Source organism: Kitasatospora sp. NPDC004240 (assembly GCF_053603215.1).
The window spans coordinates 1-21,308 of the sequence record NZ_JBSGFD010000099.1 but is presented as its reverse complement, the minus strand read 5'-3'; the positions used below and the strand labels follow the sequence as shown (position 1 = coordinate 21,308).

At 73.7% G+C, this 21,308-nt stretch carries 15 protein-coding genes, 1 pseudogene and 1 riboswitch; of the genes and pseudogenes, 12 read left to right on the top strand and 4 right to left on the bottom strand.

The genetic code is table 11. From position 1 onward, the window contains the following. Positions 1 to 186: 186 nt before the first annotated feature. Positions 187 to 855, bottom strand: coding sequence for a DUF4352 domain-containing protein (locus tag ACWEQL_RS25025; RefSeq protein ID WP_452152547.1), 669 nt, complete (start codon positions 853 to 855; stop codon positions 187 to 189). A gap of 175 nt (positions 856 to 1,030) precedes the next feature. On the opposite strand from ACWEQL_RS25025, the gene ACWEQL_RS25020 reads away from it, so the two are divergent. The 5 genes from ACWEQL_RS25020 (at position 1,031) to ACWEQL_RS25000 (ending at position 8,317) form a co-directional block, all read left to right on the top strand. After that, positions 1,031 to 3,304: an N-6 DNA methylase gene (locus tag ACWEQL_RS25020; RefSeq protein ID WP_452152546.1), complete on the top strand. Its 2,274-nt coding sequence runs from the start codon at positions 1,031 to 1,033 to the stop codon at positions 3,302 to 3,304. A 367-nt stretch (positions 3,305 to 3,671) separates the two neighbouring features. Beyond that, the gene (locus ACWEQL_RS25015; RefSeq protein ID WP_452152545.1) at positions 3,672 to 4,268 is read left to right on the top strand and encodes a hypothetical protein; all 597 of its coding nucleotides are present in this window, start codon (positions 3,672 to 3,674) and stop codon (positions 4,266 to 4,268) included. After that, complete coding sequence (locus ACWEQL_RS25010) at positions 4,265 to 6,163, top strand: protein kinase domain-containing protein (protein WP_452152544.1); 1,899 nt, start codon at positions 4,265 to 4,267, stop codon at positions 6,161 to 6,163. The genes ACWEQL_RS25015 and ACWEQL_RS25010 overlap by 4 nt, the downstream gene beginning before the upstream one ends. Before the next feature lie 177 nt (positions 6,164 to 6,340). Beyond that, positions 6,341 to 6,949: a hypothetical protein gene (locus ACWEQL_RS25005; protein ID WP_452152543.1), complete on the top strand. Its 609-nt coding sequence runs from the start codon at positions 6,341 to 6,343 to the stop codon at positions 6,947 to 6,949. A gap of 342 nt (positions 6,950 to 7,291) precedes the next feature. After that, the gene (locus ACWEQL_RS25000) at positions 7,292 to 8,317 is read left to right on the top strand and encodes a MazG family protein (RefSeq protein ID WP_452152542.1); all 1,026 of its coding nucleotides are present in this window, start codon (positions 7,292 to 7,294) and stop codon (positions 8,315 to 8,317) included. Between the two features lie 18 nt (positions 8,318 to 8,335). Here ACWEQL_RS25000 and ACWEQL_RS24995 read toward each other — a convergent pair whose 3' ends face one another. Then, positions 8,336 to 8,758 (bottom strand): SDR family NAD(P)-dependent oxidoreductase, encoded by a 423-nt coding sequence (locus ACWEQL_RS24995; RefSeq protein ID WP_452152541.1) that lies wholly within the window; start codon positions 8,756 to 8,758, stop codon positions 8,336 to 8,338. A 312-nt stretch (positions 8,759 to 9,070) separates the two neighbouring features. On the opposite strand from ACWEQL_RS24995, the gene ACWEQL_RS24990 reads away from it, so the two are divergent. From ACWEQL_RS24990 to ACWEQL_RS24960, 7 genes are all read left to right on the top strand, one after another. Continuing rightward, complete coding sequence (locus tag ACWEQL_RS24990) at positions 9,071 to 10,441, top strand: cytochrome P450 family protein (RefSeq protein WP_452152540.1); 1,371 nt, start codon at positions 9,071 to 9,073, stop codon at positions 10,439 to 10,441. A 652-nt stretch (positions 10,442 to 11,093) separates the two neighbouring features. After that, positions 11,094 to 11,259, top strand: a riboswitch (cyclic di-AMP (ydaO/yuaA leader). A gap of 5 nt (positions 11,260 to 11,264) precedes the next feature. Beyond that, entirely contained in the window at positions 11,265 to 12,395 is a 1,131-nt protein-coding gene (locus ACWEQL_RS24985; RefSeq protein WP_452152539.1) for a transglycosylase family protein, read from the top strand. 365 nt (positions 12,396 to 12,760) lie between these two features. Continuing rightward, positions 12,761 to 14,047, top strand: a complete 1,287-nt coding sequence (gene eno, locus ACWEQL_RS24980) for a phosphopyruvate hydratase (protein ID WP_452152538.1) — start codon at positions 12,761 to 12,763, stop codon at positions 14,045 to 14,047. Between the two features lie 133 nt (positions 14,048 to 14,180). Next, a complete protein-coding gene (locus tag ACWEQL_RS24975; protein WP_452152537.1) occupies positions 14,181 to 14,813 on the top strand; it encodes an FtsB family cell division protein in 633 nt (210 codons plus the stop codon). Continuing rightward, a complete protein-coding gene (locus ACWEQL_RS24970; RefSeq protein ID WP_452152536.1) occupies positions 14,785 to 15,480 on the top strand; it encodes a DUF501 domain-containing protein in 696 nt (231 codons plus the stop codon). Before ACWEQL_RS24975 ends, ACWEQL_RS24970 begins: the two co-directional genes overlap by 29 nt. Next, complete coding sequence (locus ACWEQL_RS24965) at positions 15,477 to 16,427, top strand: Ppx/GppA phosphatase family protein (RefSeq protein ID WP_452152535.1); 951 nt, start codon at positions 15,477 to 15,479, stop codon at positions 16,425 to 16,427. Before ACWEQL_RS24970 ends, ACWEQL_RS24965 begins: the two co-directional genes overlap by 4 nt. A 494-nt stretch (positions 16,428 to 16,921) precedes the next feature. Continuing rightward, the gene (locus ACWEQL_RS24960; RefSeq protein ID WP_452152534.1) at positions 16,922 to 18,295 is read left to right on the top strand and encodes an NAD(P)/FAD-dependent oxidoreductase; all 1,374 of its coding nucleotides are present in this window, start codon (positions 16,922 to 16,924) and stop codon (positions 18,293 to 18,295) included. Positions 18,296 to 18,604: 309 nt separating this feature from the next. On the opposite strand, the gene ACWEQL_RS24955 is transcribed toward ACWEQL_RS24960, so the two are convergent. Further along, a complete protein-coding gene (locus ACWEQL_RS24955; protein ID WP_452152533.1) occupies positions 18,605 to 21,169 on the bottom strand; it encodes an ABC transporter permease in 2,565 nt (854 codons plus the stop codon). A 44-nt stretch (positions 21,170 to 21,213) separates the two neighbouring features. Beyond that, positions 21,214 to 21,308 (bottom strand): annotated as a pseudogene (locus ACWEQL_RS24950) (ABC transporter ATP-binding protein); the annotation flags it as partial.

Below are 21,308 nucleotides of genomic sequence, written 5' to 3'. Positions count from 1 at the left end.
ATGGCCCGGCCCGGGGGTGAGAGGGGGCGTGCGGCGGTCTCAGGCTTCGGTGCCTGAGACCGCTGTTCTGCGTTCGGGGTGCCTTTGTGCGTGGTGCCGTGGTGCCGTGGTGCGAGTGCGAGTGCGAGTGCGGTTGTGCTGGTGCTGCGGCGGCGTGCCGCTGTGGTGCGCCTGTGAACCGAGCCGTCAGGCGATCTTCCACTGACCGACCTGGTCCGCGAAGCCGTTGTCGAGCGCGAACTGGATCTTGTCGAGCTTGACGTCCTTGGGGACCTCGAAGGTGATGAAGCCCTTGCCCGTCTCGCCGGGGGCGATGGTGGTGGGCGTCTGGAAGGCCGGGCCGGCCTTGGTGTCCGCGAGGGAGGGGCCGAAGGACTGGCCCTGGGAGTCCACGACCTTGGCCCCGCTCCAGGGAGCCTCGTTGTACGTGGCGGAACCGGTGACCTTGATCTGGAACTGCACCGAGACGTAGCGCTTGCCGGCCTCCGGCTGGAGGTACTCGTTGGCGCTCTCGGCCGGGTCGACCACCTTCACCACGGTGACGTCGGCGGTGTTGTTCTTCTCCAGGGTGCTCTTGAGGGCGATGGTGTCACCGACCTTGGCGGGCGCCTTGGCCGCGCCGCTGTCGGCGGGCTTGGCGGCGCCGGAGGGCTGGGCGGCAGTGCCGCCGGTCGCCGCGCCGGCCGCCGCCCCGCTGGTCGCGGCGGGCTGCTTGGCCTCGGTGGAGACGGAGCTGCCGGTGGAGTTGCAGGCGGTGGCGGTCAGCGTGACCAGCGCGGCGCCCAGCAGCAGTGCGGCCGAGCGGCGGATGGTGGCGCGGCGGGCGACAGCACGGCCGGTGGTGGTGACGGACATGGGGATCTCCGGTTTCTCGGGCGGCGCCGCTGGTTCGGCGTCGATGGAGAGATCACACCATTCGCTGTGAACGATGTCAACAGCTTTTCGCGAAACCTCTCAGTTCACGCGTGAACGGGCGGTGGTGGCGTGCTGGCTATGCTGTCCGGTCACAGCCCTGTACGGAGGAGCCGCCATGCCCGACCGCCCCGAGGTGACCGCAGTCGAGATCGCCCGGCTGGCCGGCGTCGGCCGGGCGGCCGTCAGCAACTGGCGCCGCCGCCACCCCGACTTCCCGAAGCCGGTGGGCGGCAGCGACACCAGTCCGACCTTCGCGCTGGCCGAGGTCGAGGGCTGGCTGCGCGACCAGGGCAAGATCGCCGAGCTGCCGCTGCTCGAACGTGTCTGGCGGCTCCTGGAGACCCTGCGCGACCCGGCCGGCCACCCCGCCGAACCGCTGGTCCGGGCTGGTGCCCTGCTTCTCGCGCTGCACCGCGAACCGGCCCGGCGGACCGCCCTCGCCGCCGAACCCGACACCCGCCTCGCCACCGCCCTGCCCCGCGCGGTCGCGGCCACCGCCGCCCGCGTCCTCGGCCCCGAAGGGGCGGCACTGCTCCGCCTGCCGAGCCTGTTCGGGCGCACCGAACTGGACCTGGCGCGGCTGCTCGCCGAACTGTCCGCCGCCGCGGGGTCATTTGCGGGGTCACCTGCAGGGTCCACCGCGGGTGCGGGTGCCGTGGCCGGTGTCTCTGCCCCGCTCGCCGGGCCGGCCGCCGCGTACGAGCAACTGCTCACCCGTCACGCGGAGGCCAACACCCGGCAGCTCAGCCCGACCCCGCCGGAGGCCGCCGAACTGCTCGCCGCCGTCGCCGGCGTGCCCGCCACCGTGCTGGACCCGGCCACCGGGCTCGGCGCGGTCCTGCTCGCCCTCCCGTCGACCACCGATCGCTACGGGCAGGACGCCGACCCGGTCATCGCCGCAATCGCCCAGCTCCGGCTCGCCCTGCACAGCCCCGCCGAGGACCCCGCGCCGCTCCCGATCGACCTGCGCGCCGGAGACTCGCTGCGCGCCGACGCCCACCCCGGCCACACCTTCGACGCCGTCCTCTGCCAGCCGCCCTACAACGAACGCGACTGGGGCCACGACGAGTTGCAGTACGACCCGCGCTGGCCCGGCGGACAGGTGCCGCCGCGCGGCGAGTCCGAACTCGCCTGGGTGCTGCACTGCCTCGCGCACACCCGCCCGGGCGGCCTCGCCGCGCTGCTGCTGCCGCCCACCGTCGCGACCCGCCGGGCCGGGCGCCGGGTCCGCGCCGAACTGCTGCGTTCCGGCTCCCTCCGCGCGGTGATCGCCCTGCCGGCCGGCGCCGCCCCGCCGTACGGGGTGCCGCTCCATCTCTGGGTGCTTCGCCGCCCCGAGGCCGGTGACGACTTCCGGCAGGTGCTGCTGCTCGACGCGACCGGCGGTGCCGGCGGGGCCGTCGGTGCCGGTACGGGCGGGGTCGTCGGGTCGGAGCTGACGGGTCTGTTCACGGCCCCGGGCGGTGGCGGCGGCGAGGGCGGCGGGCGCGACCGGGTGCACTGGCCGGAGCTGAGGCGGATCGTCCTGGATGCCTGGCGCGCCTTCGACCTCGCCGCGCGTGAGGGACTGCCGCTGCCGGAGGACGTTCCGGGTCGCCACCGCACGATGGCCGCGATCGACCTGCTGGACGACGAGACGGACCTCTCGCCCAGCCGGCACGTCCCGCCCGCCGCACCCGTCGGCGGAGTGGCCGAACTCGCCCACCTCGGCGGCCGCCTGGCCGAGCTCCTGGCCGACCTTCCGGCACCGGACACCCTGCTTCCGCCGCTCGCCCCGGAGGCCTCGGCCCCGCCCGCGCCGGTCATCACCCTGGGGGAGCTGGTGCGCGGCGGTGCGCTGGAGGTGCACTCCTCCGGTCCGGGCGCCCAGGGTCGTGCCACGGTCGGCGGGGGGACCGGAGCGGTGGGCGCGCCGGTTCTCACGGACCAGGACCTGATCACCGGTACCCCGACCGGCGCCGTCCTCGACGGGGCGGCCGACGGCCTCCGCGCCCGGGCGGGTGATGTGCTCACCCCGGCCCTCGGGAGCGGGGTGGCCCGGGTGGTCCGCGAGGGCGACCCGGCGGTGGGCGCGGTCCTCGGGCGGCAGCTGCACCTGCTGCGCCCGGATCCGGCGCTGCTCGACCCGGACTTCCTGGCCGGATGGCTCCGCTCCACGGCCGGCACCCGGCGGGCCGCCAGCCACGCCTCCACCACCGCCCGTCTCGACATCCGCCGGGTCGAACTCCCGCGCCTCCCGATCGCCGAACAGCGCCGACTGGGTGCGGCCTTCGCCCGGATCGCCGCCTTCGACGCCGCCCTCGCCCAGGCCGCGGCTCTGGGCCGGACGCTCACCCAGGCCCTCACCGACACCCTCGCCACCAACCCTCCGCCGCCGACGGCTCCCTGAGGGGTTCCGCTCGTGGGGCGCGAGGGGGATAGGTAGACCGGTCGTCATATTCCTTAATCTGTAGACCGGTCGGCATATTTCCCGGGCCGGCGGCGAATCTGTAGACCGGTCGGTCCATTTCGTGCCCGGCGGTGCGGCGGTGCCCCGAGCGCGCTTCCCGGGCCTGGCGAAGGGCGCCGGTGGTCCGGGTACGGGCGGTACGGTGTGCGGGGTTCCTACGACCTCGGCCGACCGTCGTCCTCACCGTTCAGGAGCGCACATGGCAGGGCAGTACCCCGGGCAGTTCGGGCCGCCGCCCGGGCCGGTGCCGAGCCCGGGCCCGGGGCCGGCCGCGGGCCCGTTTGGCACGCGGGGCCGGGTGCTCTGCGTGCTCGCGCCCCTGCTGACGGTCGGTGTGCTCGGCATGCTGCCCTCCTTCCTCCTGGCGGCCCGTCGCCGGCGGGGGTACGACGTCGTCGGCGCGGCGCTGTTCGGCGGGCTGTTCGCCACGATGCTGGTGTGCGCGGTCCTGGGCAACGGCGGGAAGGAACAGAACACCGCCGACACCGTCGGCATGGTGGCGATGGCCGCGCTGTGGCTCGGCGCTCCGGTCCACTACCTGGTGATGGACCGTCGCTCCTTCTGGCCGGCGCCGGTCGGTGCCCCCGTACCGCTCGCACCGCCCGGCGGCATCACACCCATCGCCCCGACCGCCCCGACCGGCGTGTACGCCCTCGCGCCGTACGCGCAGACGGCCTTCGGCCACCCGGCCGCCCCGTACGCCGTCCCCGCCCAGCCGGCCCAGCCCGGTCCGCCCACCACGCCGACCGTCCCCCTCGGAGCTCCGGTGACCCCGACCGCCCCCGGCGGGCCCGGCGCCCCCGTCCACGGTGCCCAGCCGCTTCCGCAGCCGGCACCGCCCGCCGACGAACTCCGCGAGCTGGGTGAGCTGCTGCGCCGTCAGGCCCGCGAGGGCGGCCGATGACCGCCGCCCGGGTCATCGGCGGCCGCTACCGCCTGGCGGAGAAGATCGGCCACGGCGGCATGGGTCAGGTCTGGGGCGCTTACGACGAGCGGCTCGACCGTCCGGTGGCCGTCAAGCTGCTCCGCACCGACCTCCTGATCGCCGCGGGCGCCGGCGGTGGCGGGGCCGACTCCGGGGGCGGCGGCCGGGGTGAGGAACTGCGTCGCCGGTTCCTGCGCGAGTGCCGGATCACGGCCAAGCTGGACCACCCCGGCCTGGTCACCGTCTTCGACGCGGGTGAGGACGGCGGCGAGCTGTACCTGGTCATGCAGCGCGTTCCGGGCGTCAGCCTGGCGGACCTGATCGCCGAGGACGCGCCGTTCCCGGTCGAACGGGCCGTCGCCGTGGCCGCGCAGCTGTGCGCCGCGCTGGCCGTGGTGCACGCCGTGCCGGTGGTGCACCGCGATCTGAAGCCCAGCAACGTGATGGTCCGTGAGGACGGCCGGACGGTCCTGCTCGACCTCGGCATCGCCACCGCCCTGGACACCGAGTCCACCCGGCTGACCCTCACCGGCGTCCCGATCGGCAGCCCCGCCTACATGGCCCCGGAACAGGCGCTCGCCGCCACCGCCGACCCGCGCAGCGACCTCTACGCGCTCGGCTGCCTGCTGCACGAGATGCTCGCCGGCGAGGAGCCGTTCCGCGCGCCGACCGCGCTCGGCGTGCTGCGCCGGCACGTCGACGAACCGCCCGTCCCGCTGCGCGAGCTGCGCCCGGAGGTGCCCGAGGTACTGGAGCGGTTGGTCCTGGACCTGCTCGCCAAGCAGCCGGCCGACCGTCCGGCCGACGCGCAGCGGGTGAACGAGCGGCTGCTGCCGCTGCTCCCGGCCGCCGTGCCGGTCCCGCAGCCGGGGTACGGGCCGTTGCCGGACCCGACGCGGCCGTTCCGCCACCCCCACCAGCCGCAGCCGCGACCGGTGGCCTTCGGCGCCCCGGCGCCGGCGTCCGTTCCCGCGCAGACTGCGGGGGCGAGGGCGGGTTCGCCCGCGGGGTTCACGGCCGGGCCGATGGCGGGTCCGTCCGCCGGGCCGGTGGAGGCGGAACCGCGGCCGCTGCTGATGAGCGCCGTCCCCGGGCAGCCCGCCGTGGCCCCCACTGCCGTCACTCCCGTCACTCCCGTCACTCCCGCCGCTCCTGCCGCTCCCGTCGGCTTCGGGGCACCGCCGCCCGCCGCCACCGGGGCCGTCTCCTCGCCGGACCTCGCGGCGGCCTGCGCGCACCTCTCCGACCTGGTCGACGCCCGGCGCCACAGCGAGGTGCTGGATCTGGCCGCCCGGCTGTTGCCCCGCGCGCAGGCCGAGCTCGGCGACGGCGCGCCGCTCGTCCGCACCGTCCGGACCATCTACGCCCGCACCCTGCTGCAGGAACGCCGGTACCGGGAGGCCCTGCCCGAGTACCGGCTGCTGGCCGCCACCTCCGACGGCGGGCCGCACGGCCCGCAGGGGCTGGAGCACCGCCACCGTGCGGCGGAGTGCCTGGAACACCTCGGCCACGGCGCCGAGGCGCTGGCCGAGTACCGGGCCCTGCTCGACGCCCGCACGGCGCGCCTGGAGTCCGGGCTCGACACCGCGCCGGACCGGGCCTTCGAACTGCGGGAGCGGATCGGCCTGCTGCTGGCGGCGGGCGGGGACGCGGAGGGGGCCTGGCAGTGGCTGCTCCAGCTGCTCTTCGACCGGGAGCAGCGCCTCGGACCGCACCACGGCGACGTCCGCCGGCTCCGTCAGGTCCTCGACCAGCTCCAGCCCCACCGGACGACCAACCAGCCCCCGGCCGTCGACCCACGGGGCACCCCCTGGCCGTCACCCGTCCCCGGCAACCCGTACACCTCCGGCAACCCGTACGGCCTCGGGCGCTGAGCCGGGCACCCGGGCACCGGTCCCGGGCGCCGGGCCGTTCCCGTCCACCGCCGGGCCGGCGGGGCCGGCGGGCCGGGCGTGGACGGGCTGACCCGTTCGGGCGACGGTCCGCGCGAGGAGGCCCGGACGGGCCTAGCCTCGGGTCATACCCGGCTCCTCGGAATCCGGAGGCCAGCCATGCACCGTCGGACCGCCGTCCGCGCAGCGGGCGCGCTGATCGTGACCACGGTGCTGGCCGGGTGCGGGCAGGACGGCCTGGCGGGCGGTACGGCGGCGGTGCTGGACGGCCGGCGGATCGCGGTCGGCACGGTCGAGGCCCGGGTGGCGGAACTGCGGCAGGCCACCACGGGCGGTTCGGCGGACGCCCGGGAGCAGCCGGACGGGCTGGCGCGCCGGGCGGTCACGGAACTGGTGCTCGACGCGGTCGTCGCCCGGGCGGTGGCGGACCACGGACTGACGATCACCGATGGGGACGTCGCGGCGGCCCGTACGGCGGAGGAGCTCCGCTACGGGGGAGGTGGGCAACTGCTCCTGGCCCTGACGCGTCAGGGCATCCCGAGTGCCGGGGTTGACGACTACCTGCGCCAGCAGCTGGGCATCCGGCGGCTCGCCGAGGCGGCGGGGCAGGACGCCGACACACCGGTCGGTGACGCGACCGTCCGTCGGGCCCTCGCGGACGCCTCCACCGCTCTGCGGGTCCGGATCAACCCCCGCTACGGCACCTGGGAACCCGACCGGGTCGCCCTCCTGCCCGACAGCCCTCCCTGGCTCACCCGGGCCGGCTGACCGCCTCACGGCCTTACCGCGTGATCGTTTTGCCGCGTGATCGCTTGATCGCCCCACCGATATCGGGCGCAGAAATATGCAGACCGGTCTACATGGTGATGGCTGGTCCGTGAAGTATGTAGACCGGTCTACCTCTGGCGACCTCCGACCCGACACCCGACACCCGACACCAGACGCCCGCTGCCTATGCCCGACACCCGATGCCCGCCGCCCGCCGCCCGATGCACCCACCAAAGGTAGACCGGTCTACATATTCCGTCCCGCCCCCGCCCGCCCCGCCCCACCCCCGCTGCCCCTGGAATGCGGACGCGGAGCTCCGCCTCCGGCAGGTAGGTTCGGAGCGTGACCACTCCTCCCGGCGCCGCGAGCGCGAAGCTGATCCTGCTCACCACCACCCACCGCATCGCCCCCGGGCTGCTCTCGTGGCCGGCCTGGGAGGCGCTGCGCGGGGCGGGCCGGGTGCTGGCCGCGGACGCCGATCACCCGCAGCTGGCGGCGGTCCGGCAGGCCGGGGTCGAGGTGGAGATCGTCGCCCCGCTGACGCCCCCGGCCCTCGCCCGCCTCCTGACCGGTGCGAGCTCGCCGTCCGGAGCCCCCACCGTCTGGCTGGGCAGCCCGGACGGCGACCCCGGGCTGACGGACGCGCTGGCGCGGCTCGCCGTCGAGGAGGCGGGGACGCTCCCCGAGATCGAGGTGCTGCCCGGTTCGTACGACCTGCCGGGTGCGCGGCTGCTCGACATGGTCTCCGTCATGGACCGGCTGCGCTCGCCGGGCGGATGTCCCTGGGACGCCGAGCAGACCCACGCGAGCCTGGTGAAGTACCTGGTGGAGGAGTCGTTCGAGCTGGTCGAGGCGATCGAGGAGGGGGACCGCGCGACGCTGCGCGAGGAGCTGGGCGACGTCCTGCTCCAGGTGTTCTTCCACTCGCGGATCGCCGAGGAGGACGCGGAGGACCCGTTCTCCATCGACGACGTGGCGGGGGACATCGTCGAGAAGCTGATGTACCGCCACCCGCACGTCTTCGGGGACACCGAGGCCGAGGGCGCGGCCCAGGTGGAGGCGAACTGGGAGCAGCTGAAGGCGGCCGAGAAGTCGGAGCGAGAGTCGGTGCTGGACGGCGTGCCGGCCGGGCTGCCGTCGCTGGCGTACGCGGCGAAGCTGGTGTCGCGGGTGCGCCGGTCGGGCTTCACGGGTGTGCCCGACGAGCCGTACGAGCTGCCGGTCGAGCTCACGGCGGAGTCGGCGGGCAGCTTGCTGCTCGCGGTGGCGCAGCGGGCGCACGACGCCGGGGTGGACGTCGACGCCGCGCTGCGGACGGCCGCGCGCGGCTACCGGGACGCGGTGCGCGCCGCGGAGGGGCTCACCTGACGGGGACGGCCGGGCGGTTCAGACACCGGCCCGCTCCTCGACGGGGCGGCGCTGGTGCGGCACGACCTCGCTGATGGCCTCGCCGACGAGCGCGAGCAGTTCGGCGAGGCGCTCCAGGTCGAGGTGGTCGGGCAGGTCGGCGAGGGAGACGATCCGCTCGCCGTCCGGGCCCGCGACGCAGAACAGGTCGATCGGCCCGAGGTGCTTCTCGACGGTGTCCACGAGGGCGGCGATGTCGCTGGGGCGCCGGACGTCCCCGCAGACGCCCACGACCGGGCAGCCGGGCCGGTCGAGCTCGGTGGCGAGGTCCTCGGCGACGCCGACCCGCTGGTCGGCGATCAGCATGCCGGCGGAACCGGCGGCAGCGAAGCGGCGGGCGAGGTCGGCACCCGACCCGCCGTCGAGTACCGCGATGACCACGACTGCCCCGGTTACCCGCATGGTGGGCTCCTCCCTGTGGGCGACACCGCACCGGCGCCCACGACGACTGCGGAGGATCGTAGGCAGGTCCTGACCCTCCGCAACAGGGATTACCCCTCAGGTGACCAGACTCACGCCTGATCGTCACCCGAGTCACCCCGTCCGCCCGCCCACCGTGACCGTCCCGGCCCCGGCCCCGCCGCCACCCGTCCCACCTCCTCTCCCCGTCCCCGGGACGCCGGACGCCGGACGCCGGACGCCGGACCCCCGCACCCCGGACCCCCGCACCCCGCACCCCCGCACCCCGCTCCGAGCACCGGATACGGTCGACCCATGCCAGCTCAGCCCGACGCCGCCACCCCCTCCTCCACCCCGGAGCCCACGCCCGCTCCGGCAACCCCCGCCCCCGCAGCCCCCACCCCTGCGGACCCCACCCCTGCGGACCCCACCCCCACCCGCCCCGAGCTGTTCACCTGGGAGTTCGCCGCCGACCCCTACCCCGCGTACGCGTGGCTGCGCGAGCACGCCCCGGTGCACCGCACCACCCTGCCGAGCGGGGTGGAGGCGTGGCTGGTGACCCGGTACGCGGACGCGCGGCAGGCGCTGGCCGACAGCCGGCTCTCCAAGAACCCGGCGCACCACAGCGGGCAGGCGCACCGCACCGGCCGGGTCGGCATCCCGGGGGAGCGGCAGGCGGACCTCATGACCCACCTGCTGAACATCGACCCGCCGGACCACACCCGGCTGCGGCGGCTGGTGTCGAAGGCGTTCACGCCCCGCCGGGTGGCCGAGTTCGAGCCGCGGGTGCAGCAGCTGACCGACCGGCTGATCGACGGCTTCGCGGAGCGCGGTTCGGCGGACCTGATCCACGAGTTCGCCTTCCCGCTCCCCATCTACGCGATCTGCGACATGCTGGGCGTGCCGGCCGAGGACCAGGACGACTTCCGGGACTGGGCGGGCATGATGATCCGGCACGGCGGCGGGCAGCGCGGCGGAGTCGGCCGGGCGGTCAAGCGGATGCGGGCGTACCTGCTGGAGCTGATCCACCGCAAGCGGGCGGACCTCGGGGACGACCTGATCTCGGGCCTGATCCGGGCCGGCGACCACGGTGAGCACCTCACCGAGAACGAGGCCGCGGCGATGGCCTTCATCCTCCTCTTCGCCGGTTTCGAGACGACCGTCAACCTGATCGGCAACGGCGTCTACGCGCTGCTGCGCAACCCCGGCCAGCGGACGCTGCTGCAGGAGTCCGTGGAGCGCGGCGAGAGCGGCCTGCTGGAGACCGGGATCGAGGAGCTGCTGCGGTACGACGGTCCGGTGGAGCTGGCCACCTGGCGGTTCGCGACCCGCCCGCTGGCCATCGGCGGCGTGGACATCCCGGTCGGTGACCCGGTGCTGGTGGTGCTGGCGGCGGCGGACCGCGACCCGGCCCGCTTCTCGGACGAGAACACCCTCGACCTGGCCCGTGCGGACAATCCGCACCTCGGCTTCGGGCACGGCATCCACTACTGCATCGGCGCGCCGTTGGCCCGCCTGGAGGGCCGTACGGCTCTCGCCACCCTGCTCGCCCGGCTGCCCGACCTCCGGCTCGCCGAGAGCCCGGAGAACCTGCGCTGGCGCGGTGGACTGATCATGCGAGGACTTCGTGAACTCCCCGTGGATTTCAGCCCGGAACGGCGGTCCGAAGGGGCCTTCGAGGGCTGAACGGACACCTTTCGTCCACATCCGGCGCCGGGCCCCCGATGCTCTCTCTCCGTCACATCCGGCGCCCCGCCGCCGGGGTTCGGAGGGACCGCCCTCCGGCCGTCCGGGGGGCGGTCGCCCCGCGCCCGGCCCGCCCCCGACCCGACTCGCGGGTAACTCCCGGGCGGGGCCGGGCCGATGTGTCCGCCGGACCGCCGGGACGGCCCCTGGGCTCTTCCGCATACCTTCGACGCGCCCGGCGCACGGGCCGTGCGTCGACCGGCGGGACACCGGTCCGCGGCCGGGGTGTCACCGGCCGTTCACCCGGCGACGCACCGTGACATCCGGCGGCGGGTCGGGACCCCACCCGGCGGAACGCACCCGGACGCCCGTTCGGGACTCGGGGCCGGTCGGCTCCGGCCGGCCCCGGATTCCGGTTTCGGTCACGCTCCGACACTCTGACGGCGTGTCGGAAACACTCGAATGGCATCCACATGAAACACCATCAATCCGGACATATAGCCCCCGTTGGTGAACGATCGAACATCCGCCGTAATTTTCGCGTGATGCCGGCGATATGAGCTTGTGATCGGTCTGAGGTTCTGTCTACTCTCCGTGCTGTCCGCAGCTGTGGACCCCGGGCGCGGGACGCCGAATCCTGCCCGCCGCGCCGCCGGGACACCGACCAGACCCCAACGGGCAGGGGCGGGGGACCCAGGTTTCGATGCCGTCCCCACGGCTTGGGGTGAAGCCGCAGACCGGACACTCTCCGTGACGCGGCCGGGCCACCTCCCGGTCCGAACCCGACAGCTCACCTCGCAGGCGTGCGGAGAGGGACACCCCCATGCTGTTCGTCGGAAACGGTCGTCACCGTCGTCGCACCCAGACCGAGAAGGCCATCGCCGTCGCCGGAGTGACGGGCGTCGGGCTCGCCATGCCCCTGCTGACGGCCGGCGGCGCCACCGCGGCCCCGGTCTCCACCTGGGACGCCGTCGCCCAGTGCGAGAGCGGCGGCAACTGGGCCATCAACACCGGTAACGGCTACTACGGCGGCCTCCAGTTCAACGCCAGCACCTGGAAGGCGTACGGCGGCACCGCGTACGCGCCGCAGGCGCACCAGGCGACCAAGTCGCAGCAGATCACGATCGCCGAGAAGGTGCTGTCCGCCCAGGGGCCGGGGGCCTGGCCGGTCTGCTCCAAGCGTGCGGGGCTGACGAAGGGCGAGGGGCCGGCGCAGGTCGACAAGTCCAACGACGTCAAGCCGGGTTCCTCCGAGGCGCCGGTCGCGCCGCAGAAGCCGGCCGAGGAGCCGAAGACCCAGGGGCCGACCGCCCCGGTCTTCCCCGGCCACGGCGGCTGGGACGAGCAGTGGCGGGTGTACTGGTACCAGAACGACGGTGCCTGGTACTGGACCAGCCACAAGAGCGTCTACGAGACCTTCGCCCCGCGGGCCGCCGCCAACTCGGCGGGCCCGGACGCCTCCGACTCCGAGGCCTCGACCGGGGCGCCCACGTCCACCGGGGGGTCGACGGACGCGTCCACCGCGCAGCCCACCGCGCAGCCGACCGAGACACCCGCGCAGCCCACCGGGGCGCCCTCGCCGACCGCGCCCGCCCCGACCGCCGACCCGACCCAGGGCGCGCAGGGCACGCAGGCCGTCCCGGGCACCCAGGGCGCTCAGGGCGCTCAGGGCGCGCAGACCGTCCCGGGCACCCAGCCGGCGCCGGACGCGCAGACCGTGCCGGGCGCCGGGGTGACCCCGATCAACGTCCCGTCCGCCGACGCCGTCCCGGTCCCGGCCGCCACCCCGGCGCCCGCCCCCGGCTACACCGTCGTCTCGGGTGACACGCTGTCCGGCATCGCCGCCTCGCACGACGTCCGGGGCGGTTGGCCCTCGCTGTACGAGGGCAACCGCGGCACCGTCGGCACCGACCCGAACCTGATCCTCCCGGGCCAGGTGCTCAACCTCGGCTGACGCCGGGGCCGTCCCAGCCCGGCCCCGCGCCACGCCGGAGCCGTCCGCCGGCCCTGCCGCACGGGGAAGCACGCCGGGCCGCCCCCGGAAGCGCACCCACCACACCCGGAAGCACACCCGCCCCACCGGCCCCGCGCTCGACGAAGGGGGTCGTTTCGACCCCCTTCGTCCGCTTCCATGGGTATCTCACAGGGCGAGCAGGTGAACTACCGGTGGGTAACCGGGCCACACGCTGAGACGGAACCGAGGCGGACGTGGCCCGGACGGCCCGTGCGGTTAGGCTCTGGTCTCGTAACGACTCCGCAATCGTCCCGCCGACCTCACCACCCCGTCAGCTGGACCCTGCTTCCGCTAGGAGATGCCTCGTGCCGTCCATCGATGTCGTCGTAGCCCGTGAGATCCTCGACTCGCGTGGCAACCCCACGGTCGAGGTCGAGGTCGGCCTCGACGACGGCAGCACCGGCCGTGCCGCTGTCCCGTCCGGTGCCTCCACCGGTGCCTTCGAGGCCCTGGAGCTGCGCGACGGTGACAAGAACCGTTACTTCGGCAAGGGCGTGGAGAAGGCCGTCCTGGCCGTCATCGAGCAGATCGGCCCGGAGCTGGTCGGCTACGACGCCACCGAGCAGCGCCTGATCGACCAGGCCATGCTCGACCTGGACGCCACCCCGGACAAGTCCTCGCTCGGCGCCAACGCCATCCTGGGCGTCTCCCTGGCCGTGGCGCACGCCGCCTCCGAGGCCAGCGACCTGCCGCTGTTCCGCTACCTGGGCGGTCCGAACGCGCACGTCCTGCCGGTCCCGATGATGAACATCCTCAACGGCGGCTCGCACGCGGACTCCAACGTCGACATCCAGGAGTTCATGATCGCCCCGATCGGCGCGGAGTCCTTCTCCGAGGCCGTCCGCTGGGGCGTCGAGGTCTACCACACCCTCAAGGGCGTGCTGAAGGAGCGGGGCCTGTCCACCGGCCTGGGCGACGAGGGCGGCTTCGCGCCGAACCTGTCCAGCAACCGCGAGGCCCTGGACCTCATCACCGAGGCCATCCAGAAGGCCGGCTACGTGCCCGGCCGCGACATCGCGCTGGCCCTGGACGTCGCCGCCTCCGAGTTCTACAAGGACGGCGCCTACCAGTTCGAGGGCAAGGCCCTCTCGGCCGCCGAGCTCATCGAGTACTACGCCGAGCTGGTCGCCGCGTACCCGCTGGTCTCCATCGAGGACCCGCTGGACGAGTCGGACTGGGACGGCTGGAAGGCCATGACCGTCAAGCTGGGCGACAAGGTCCAGCTGGTCGGCGACGACCTGTTCGTCACCAACCCGGCCCGCCTGGCCAAGGGCATCGAGACCGGCACCGCCAACGCGCTGCTGGTGAAGGTGAACCAGATCGGTTCGCTGACCGAGACCCTGGACGCCGTCGAGCTGGCCCAGCGCAACGGCTACCGCTGCATGATGTCGCACCGCTCCGGCGAGACCGAGGACGTCACCATCGCCGACCTGGCCGTCGCCACCAACTGCGGCCAGATCAAGACCGGTGCCCCGGCCCGCTCCGAGCGCGTCGCCAAGTACAACCAGCTGCTGCGCATCGAGGAGATCCTCGACGACGCCGCCGAGTACGCCGGCCGTGGCGCCTTCCCGCGCTTCAAGCACGAGGGCTGACACACACGGCTCGTCTCGGTGCCCCGCCTGTTCACCCCGTAGGGTGGACGGCGGGGCACCGTCGCGACCGGCGGGCGTGCCGTCGCGGGGCCGGTGGTCCCGCGTCGCGACCGGGCAGCGGAACCAGGAGGGGATGCGGGAGATGACAGGCTGGCGGATCCCGGGCTTGGCCGCCCGGCCCCGGTTCACGAGCCGGGCGACCGTCCTGGTCCTGGTGCTCTGCTCACTGGTGGCGATCCTGGCCTACCCGACGAAGCAGTTCATCTCCCAGCGCTCCGAGATCGCCGCCCAGCGGGAGCGGGCCGAGCACGCCCGGCAGCAGGTCGAGCAGTTGCGGCGGGAGAAGGCCCGCTGGCAGGACCCGGAGTACGTCCGGACGCAGGCCCGTGAGCGGCTGCACTACGCGATGCCGGGGGAGACCCCGTTCACCGCCGCGGACCCCTCCGCCACTCCGGCGCCCGGGAGCCCGGCCGCCGGGAGCCAGGGCGGCGCGGTCGCCCGGGGCTCGATCGCCCAGGGCCCGGCCGGCACCGCTCCGAACGGCGCCCCGGGCGCGCCCGGGAGGGCCGCCCGGCCCTGGTACACCGACCTCTGGCGCTCCGTCGACGCCGCGGACCGGGCCGTGGACGCGGCCGCGCAGGCCCCGCCCGCCGCCGTACGACCACCCGCCGCCGTGCCCGCCCCGCCGCCGCCCGCGGCCCCCGCCCCGTCCGCACCCGTTCCCACCCCCGCCCCCGTTGGAGACAGCTCCTCCCATGACCACTGAGAACCACCCCACCGTCTCCGACGCCGACGTCGCGGCCATCGCCGCCCAGCTCGGCCGGGTCCCGCGCGGTCTGCGCGGGGTCGCGCACCGCTGCCCCTGCGGCAACCCGGACGTCGTGGAGACGGCCCCCCGGCTCCCGGACGGCACGCCGTTCCCGACGCTGTACTACCTGACCTGCCCCAAGGCCGCCTCGCTGATCGGCACCCTGGAGGCGGACGGCGTGATGAAGGAGCAGACCGCCCGGCTCGCCGAGGACCCGGAGCTGGCCGCCGCGTACCAGAAGGCGCACGAGGACTACATCGCCCGGCGCGACGCCATCGAGGTGCTGGAGGGCTTCCCGAGCGCCGGCGGCATGCCGGACCGGGTGAAGTGCCTGCACGTGCTGGCCGGCCACTCGCTGGCGGCCGGTCCGGGCGTGAACCCGCTCGGCGACGAGGCGCTCGGCATGCTGGAGGACTGGTGGGCCAAGGGCCCGTGCGTCTCCGCCGCCGAGGTCGCGGAGGCCGGTGCGCGGGTGGCGCGCAACCGCGCCAAGGAGCAGGACCACGCGGCCGTGATCGCCGCCAAGGAGCAGAAGACCGTCGAGCGTGCCGCGAAGAAGCGCGCCGCCGAGGAAGCCGCGGAGGGGTCCGGCGAGGCCGCTCCCGGGCAGGAGGCCGCCGAATGAGCGTCACCCGGGTCGCCGCGATCGACTGCGGCACCAACTCGATCCGTCTGCTGGTCGCCGACCTCGACCCGGAGACCGGCGCGATCACCGACCTGGACCGCCGGATGATCATCAACCGGCTGGGCCAGGACGTCGACCGGACGGGCCGGCTGCACCCGGACGCGCTGGCGCGCACCTTCGCCGCCTGCCGCGAGTACGCGGAGATCATCTCCGGCTTCGGCGTCGGCCCCGAGCACGTGCGCTTCGTCGCCACCAGCGCCTCCCGGGACGCCGAGAACAGCGAGGAGTACGTCAAGGGCGTGCGCGACGCGCTCGGTGTCGAGCCGGTCGTGGTCAGCGGCGAGGAGGAGGCGCACCTCTCCTTCGTCGGCGCCACCAAGGAGCTCACCGGCGGGCAGTTCGCGGCCCCGTACCTGGTCTTCGACCTCGGCGGCGGCTCCACCGAGTTCGTGCGCGGCACCACGGACGTGGAAGCGGCGCGGTCGGTGGACATCGGCTGCGTGCGGCTGACCGAGCGGCACTTCGAGGGCGCCGAGCTGCCGTCCGGCGAGCAGATCGCCGCGGCCAAGGCGCACATCCGGGCCGAGCTGGACAAGGCCGAGGAGGTCGTCCCGCTGACCGGCGCGGCCACCCTGGTGGGCCTCGCGGGCACGGTCACCACGGTCTCGGCGATCGCCCAGGAGCTGCCGGGCTACCTCTCCGACCGGATCCACCACTCCCGGCTCGGCCGCGACACGGTGGCCCGGATCGCCGGCGAGCTGCTGACCTCCACCCACGCCCAGCGCGCGGCCATCCCCTCGATGCACCCGGGCCGGGTGGACGTGATCGCGGCCGGCGCCCTGGAGCTGCTGGAGATCATGGAGCGGACGGGCGCCGCCGAGGTGGTCGTCAGCGAGCACGACATCCTGGACGGCATCGCCTGGAGCATCGCCGAGTCCCGCGCCTGAACCACCCGCGCCTGAACCGCCCGCGCCTGAACCGCCCGCGCCGAGCCGTCCGGTACCACCCGCGAACGGCCCGCGAGCCTTACGGAACCGGCCCCGGAACCCCTTCGGGGGGCCCGGGGCCGGGGCGCGCCCGGGGCCGTGCGGAAAACTTCGTGAATTTCTTCACATGGCGATGGGGTCATTCGGCCCACTCGGTCGCCCGCTACGTCCGATATGTGGGACTGAAGGCCCGTCGGGCATGGTGACCGCTGGATCGCAGGTGAGTCTCGCACGCGGGTTTGGGAATCGCGATCATACGCGGGAACCCGGGCGGCAAACGGATCGTTGCTGCTCAGCAGGGTGGTCCGAACGTGTGTGCTCACCCCGCACCCCTGGGGGCGGTGAGGAGGTGCTCCACCCGGTCCGAAGGGGGCGCGAAGTGTAGCAGAGGGTGTCCAGATGCTTGTGAGCGGGCTCACGAAGGCTGCTCCGAACGGTGCTGGATACTTTCCGATATGAGCACCACGGAGCGTCCTCGCATCCTCATTGTCGGCGGTGGTTACGTCGGCCTGTATGCCGCGATGCGCATCCTCAAGAAGATGCGCTACGGGGAGGCGACCGTCACGGTCGTCGACCCGCGGTCGTACATGACGTACCTGCCCTTCCTCCCGGAGGCGGCCGGCGGCAACGTCGCGCCTCGCAACCTCGTCGCGCCCCTGCGCACCGCCCTGAAGAAGGCGGAGGTGCTCACCGGTGCGGTCACCGGTGTGGACCACGAGCGCAAGATCGCCACCATCCAGCCGGCGGCGGGCGACTCGTACGAGCTGCCCTTCGACTACCTGGTCGTCGCGACCGGTTCGGTCTCCCGCACCTTCCCGATCCCGGGTCTGGCCGAGCACGGCATCGGCATGAAGACGGTGGAGGAGGCCATCAGCCTCCGCAACCACGTCATGTCGCAGCTGGACCGCGCCGAGTCCACCACGGACGAGGCGGTCCGCCGCAAGGCGCTGACCTTCGTCGTCGTCGGCGGTGGCTTCGCCGGTGTCGAGACGATCGCCGAGATCGAGGACATGGCGCGCGACGCCGCCAAGATCTACAGGACCGTCAGCCGCGACGACATGCGCTTCATCCTGGTGGAGGCGGCCAACCGCATCCTCCCGGAGATGGGCCCGGACCTCGGTCTGTGGACCAAGGAGAAGCTCGAAGAGCGCGACATCGAGATCTACATCGAGACCTCGATGGACTCCTGCGTCGACCAGCACGTGGTGCTGAAGAACGGCATCGAGGCCGACGCCTCCACCATCGTGTGGACCGCCGGTGTGAAGCCGAACCCGGTGCTGGCCAACTTCGGTCTGCCGCTGGGCCCGCGCGGCCACGTCGACACCGCCCCCACCCTGCAGGTCAAGGGCTTCGACTACGTCTGGTCCGCCGGCGACAACGCCCAGGTGCCGGACCTCGCCGCCGGTGAGGGCGCCTGGTGCCCGCCGAACGCCCAGCACGCGGTCCGTCAGGCCGCCGTCCTCGGTGACAACGTCATCGCGGGCATGCGGGGCTTCCCGCAGGCCGAGTACAAGCACAAGAACCTCGGTGCGGTGGCCGGTCTCGGCCTGCACAAGGGCGTGGCGATCCTCTTCGGCAAGTACAAGCTGAAGGGCCGTCCGGCCTGGTGGTTCCACCGCCTGTACCACGGCGCCATGGTCCCGACCATGAACCGCAAGGTCCGCGTCTTCACCGACTGGACCCTGGCCGTGTTCCTGAAGCGCGAGACCGTCGGCCTCTCGCAGATGGAGAAGCCGTTCGAGGCGTTCCAGGAGGCCGCGGGGCCCGCCCCGAAGCCGGCCGAGGCCGCCAAGCCGGCCGCCGAGAAGGAACTCGCCAGCAGCAAGTAAGCGACCAGACCCGGCCGTGGGAGCGGTCCGGGTACGAGTCGGAGGCCCTCCGCCCGGCAGTGTCGCCGGACCACGACCTCCGTGGTGCTCAGCCGGCCGTGCGACCGGGCGGAGTACATCTGAATGCGACGGGACCCCCACCGACATCCTCCGGTGGGGGTCCCGCCGCGTTTGCGCCGTTCCGCCTCACCGCGACCCTGCGGCTCCGCGGGAACGGCCGGGCCCCCGGGGGAACGTCCCCCGGGGGCCCGGCCGCGTCGGCCGTTCGGCGGGCCGACCGTTCAGCAGGCCGGCCGGCCGTCGAGCCGGTCAGTCGGTCTTGATGCTCGCCAGGATGTCCAGCTTGGACGCCCGCCGGGCCGGCCAGATCGCGGCCACCAGGCCGACCACCCCGGCCAGCGCCAGGAAGAGCGCCAGCTGGCCGAACGGCAGCACCGTGGACATCCCGGCCAGGCTGGACTTCAGGGTGCTGTTGATCGCCCAGGCGATGTAGCAGCCGAGCAGCAGGCCGACGCCGGCGCCGAAGACCGAGATCATCACCGACTCCAGGCGCACCATGCGCTTGATGCCGCGCCGGTCCAGGCCGATCGCCCGCAGCATCCCGATCTCGCGCTTGCGCTCGAAGACCGACATGGCCAGCGTGTTGACGACCCCGAGGACCGCGACGATCACGGACATCGCCAGCAGGCCGTACATCATGTTCAGCGCGAAGGTGATCATCTTGCTGAAGTCGTCGCGGACGTCCTGCTTGGACTTCACCTCGATGACCGGGTTGGCGCCGGTGGCGTCCTTGATGGCCTTCTTCAGCGGGTCGCCGGCGCCGTCCTTGCCCTTGACCAGCACGTTGTTGATGTACGGGTCCTTCTCGTGCGCGGTGACCTCGGAGTTGGCCAGCATCAGCCCGCCCAGCAGGTCGCTCTTCTCGTAGACGCCGCCGACGGTGAGCAGGCCGCTCGTCCCACCGGGGTAGCTGACCGGGAGGGTGGAGCCGGTGGTCAGGTTGCGGCTCTTGGCGAAGTCCTGGTCGACCAGGAGCTGGCCCTTGCCGAGGGCGGCGGTGGAGCCGCTGGTCATCCGCAGCGAGATGACCTGGTCGGCGACGGCCGCGTCCACCCCGGTGATCGCCTTGGGATTCTCGCTGCCGGCGAGCTTCCAGTACACGGTGGTGATCGGCGAGGAGGCGGCCACGCCCGGGAGCTTGGCGATCTCCGCCGGGACCTTGGGGGACAGGCTCATGCCGTTGGCCGCGTTGACCAGGTAGTCGGCGCGCATCGCGCTGGTCACGGCCCGGTCGAGGGCGCCGCCGACCGAGGAGCCGATCACGGTGAGGCCGGCGACCAGGGTCAGGCCGATGGTGAGGGCGGCGGCGGTGGCCGCGGTGCGGCGCGGGTTGCGCACCGCGTTCTGCCGGGCGAGCTTGCCGGGGGTGCCGGCCAGCCGGCCGAGCGCCGGGCCGACCAGGGCGATCACCGGACGGGACAGCAGCGGCAGCAGGACGAACAGGCCGATCATGGCGAGCAGGGCGCCGCCCGCGACCGGCATCCGGCCGGAGCCATTGCCGGTGGAGGCGCCGTACGCGATCAGCGCGACACCGGCGGCGCCGATGACCGAGCCGATCGTGTTGCGCACCACCAGGCTCTTCTGGGAGGCCGGCTGGTCGCCGCTGCTCATCGCGGCCACCGGGGCGATCTTCGAGGCGCGCAGGGCGGGCAGCAGCGCGGAGAGCACCGTCACCAGGACGCCGACCACCAGGGTGAGCACCACGGTCATCGGGGCGATCACCAGCGGGCCCTTGGGCATGCCGTCGTCCAGCGCCCCGATCAGCGACTGCATGCCGGAGCCGATCCCGACGCCGAGCAGCAGGCCGGCCACCGCCGAGAGGGTGCCGATGAGCAGGGCCTCGACCAGGACGGACCGGGTGACCTGCTTGCGGCTGGCGCCGATCGCCCGCAGCAGCGCCAGCTCCTTGGTGCGCTGGGCGACCAGCATGGTGAAGGTGTTGGCGATGATGAAGATGCCGACGAAGAGCGAGATCCCGGCGAAGGCCAGCAGCATGGTGCGCATCGCGTCCGTGCTGCTGGTGATCATGCGCTGCTCGTCGTCCTTGAGCTGCTGACCGGTCTCGGAGTCGAACTGCTGGTTCGACGGGATCTTCTTCTCGACCTCGCGCAGCAGCGCGTCCTGGGTCACGCCCGGCTTGGCGGTGAGCACGATGCCGCTGTAGCGGCCAGGCTCCAGCAGCGTCTGCTGGGCGGTGGCGCGGTCGAACAGGGTGAGCGTGCCGCCGGTGTTGACCACCGGGTCGTCGGTGGTGAAGAGGCCGGAGACACGGGCCTCCAGCACCGGGCCGTTGGAGGCGAGCCGGACGGTGTCGCCGACCTTGTAGCCGCCGCGCTCGGCGGTCCTGCGGTCGAGCGCCACCTCCTTGCCGTTCTTCGGGCCCTGGCCCTCGACCATCGGGTAGCGGGAGTCCTTGCCGTCCGGGCCGGGCGCGAAGTTGGCGCCCTTGGCGGACCAGGCCTGGCCGATCAGGGTGCCGTCGCGGTCGGCGACGCCGGTGAAGCCGGTGACCACGCCCCGGGCCTTGGCGGCGCCGGGCAGTGCGGCGAGCTGCTGGACGGTCTCGTCGGTCAGCGTGGCCCCGCCGGCCTCGCTGCGGGACTCGGCGGGGGCGTACGAGCCGGCCGAGCGGTCGACCAGCTGGACCGACACGTCGGCGTAGCTCTTGGAGGCGCTGTCGGCCATGGCCTTGCCGAAGGTGTCGGAGAAGATCATGGTGCCCGCCACGAAGGCGGTGCCCAGCATGACGGCCAGCGCGGTCATCAGCAGTCGGCCCTTGTGGGCCAGCACGTTGCGCAGTGCGGTGCGGTACATGGGGTGTCCTGACGGTGGGTCGGCCTGACGGGGTTACGGCTGGCTCAGCTGGTGCGGCCCTTGGCGTCGAAGCGGCGCATGCGGTCCAGGACGGTGTCGGCGGTGGGGTGGGTGAGTTCGTCGACGATGCGGCCGTCGG

What these genes read in the sequence shown, in the direction of transcription:
- ACWEQL_RS25025 (WP_452152547.1), bottom strand. Translation starts at nt 855, where the DNA reads ATGTCCGTCACCACCACCGGCCGTGCTGTCGCCCGCCGCGCCACCATC.
- ACWEQL_RS25020 (WP_452152546.1), top strand. Translation starts at nt 1,031, where the DNA reads ATGCCCGACCGCCCCGAGGTGACCGCAGTCGAGATCGCCCGGCTGGCC.
- ACWEQL_RS25010 (WP_452152544.1), top strand. Translation starts at nt 4,265, where the DNA reads ATGACCGCCGCCCGGGTCATCGGCGGCCGCTACCGCCTGGCGGAGAAG.
- ACWEQL_RS25005 (WP_452152543.1), top strand. Translation starts at nt 6,341, where the DNA reads ATGCACCGTCGGACCGCCGTCCGCGCAGCGGGCGCGCTGATCGTGACC.
- ACWEQL_RS24995 (WP_452152541.1), bottom strand. Translation starts at nt 8,758, where the DNA reads ATGCGGGTAACCGGGGCAGTCGTGGTCATCGCGGTACTCGACGGCGGG.
- ACWEQL_RS24990 (WP_452152540.1), top strand. Translation starts at nt 9,071, where the DNA reads ATGCCAGCTCAGCCCGACGCCGCCACCCCCTCCTCCACCCCGGAGCCC.
- ACWEQL_RS24985 (WP_452152539.1), top strand. Translation starts at nt 11,265, where the DNA reads ATGCTGTTCGTCGGAAACGGTCGTCACCGTCGTCGCACCCAGACCGAG.
- ACWEQL_RS24975 (WP_452152537.1), top strand. Translation starts at nt 14,181, where the DNA reads ATGCGGGAGATGACAGGCTGGCGGATCCCGGGCTTGGCCGCCCGGCCC.
- ACWEQL_RS24965 (WP_452152535.1), top strand. Translation starts at nt 15,477, where the DNA reads ATGAGCGTCACCCGGGTCGCCGCGATCGACTGCGGCACCAACTCGATC.
- ACWEQL_RS24960 (WP_452152534.1), top strand. Translation starts at nt 16,922, where the DNA reads ATGAGCACCACGGAGCGTCCTCGCATCCTCATTGTCGGCGGTGGTTAC.
- ACWEQL_RS24955 (WP_452152533.1), bottom strand. Translation starts at nt 21,169, where the DNA reads ATGTACCGCACCGCACTGCGCAACGTGCTGGCCCACAAGGGCCGACTG.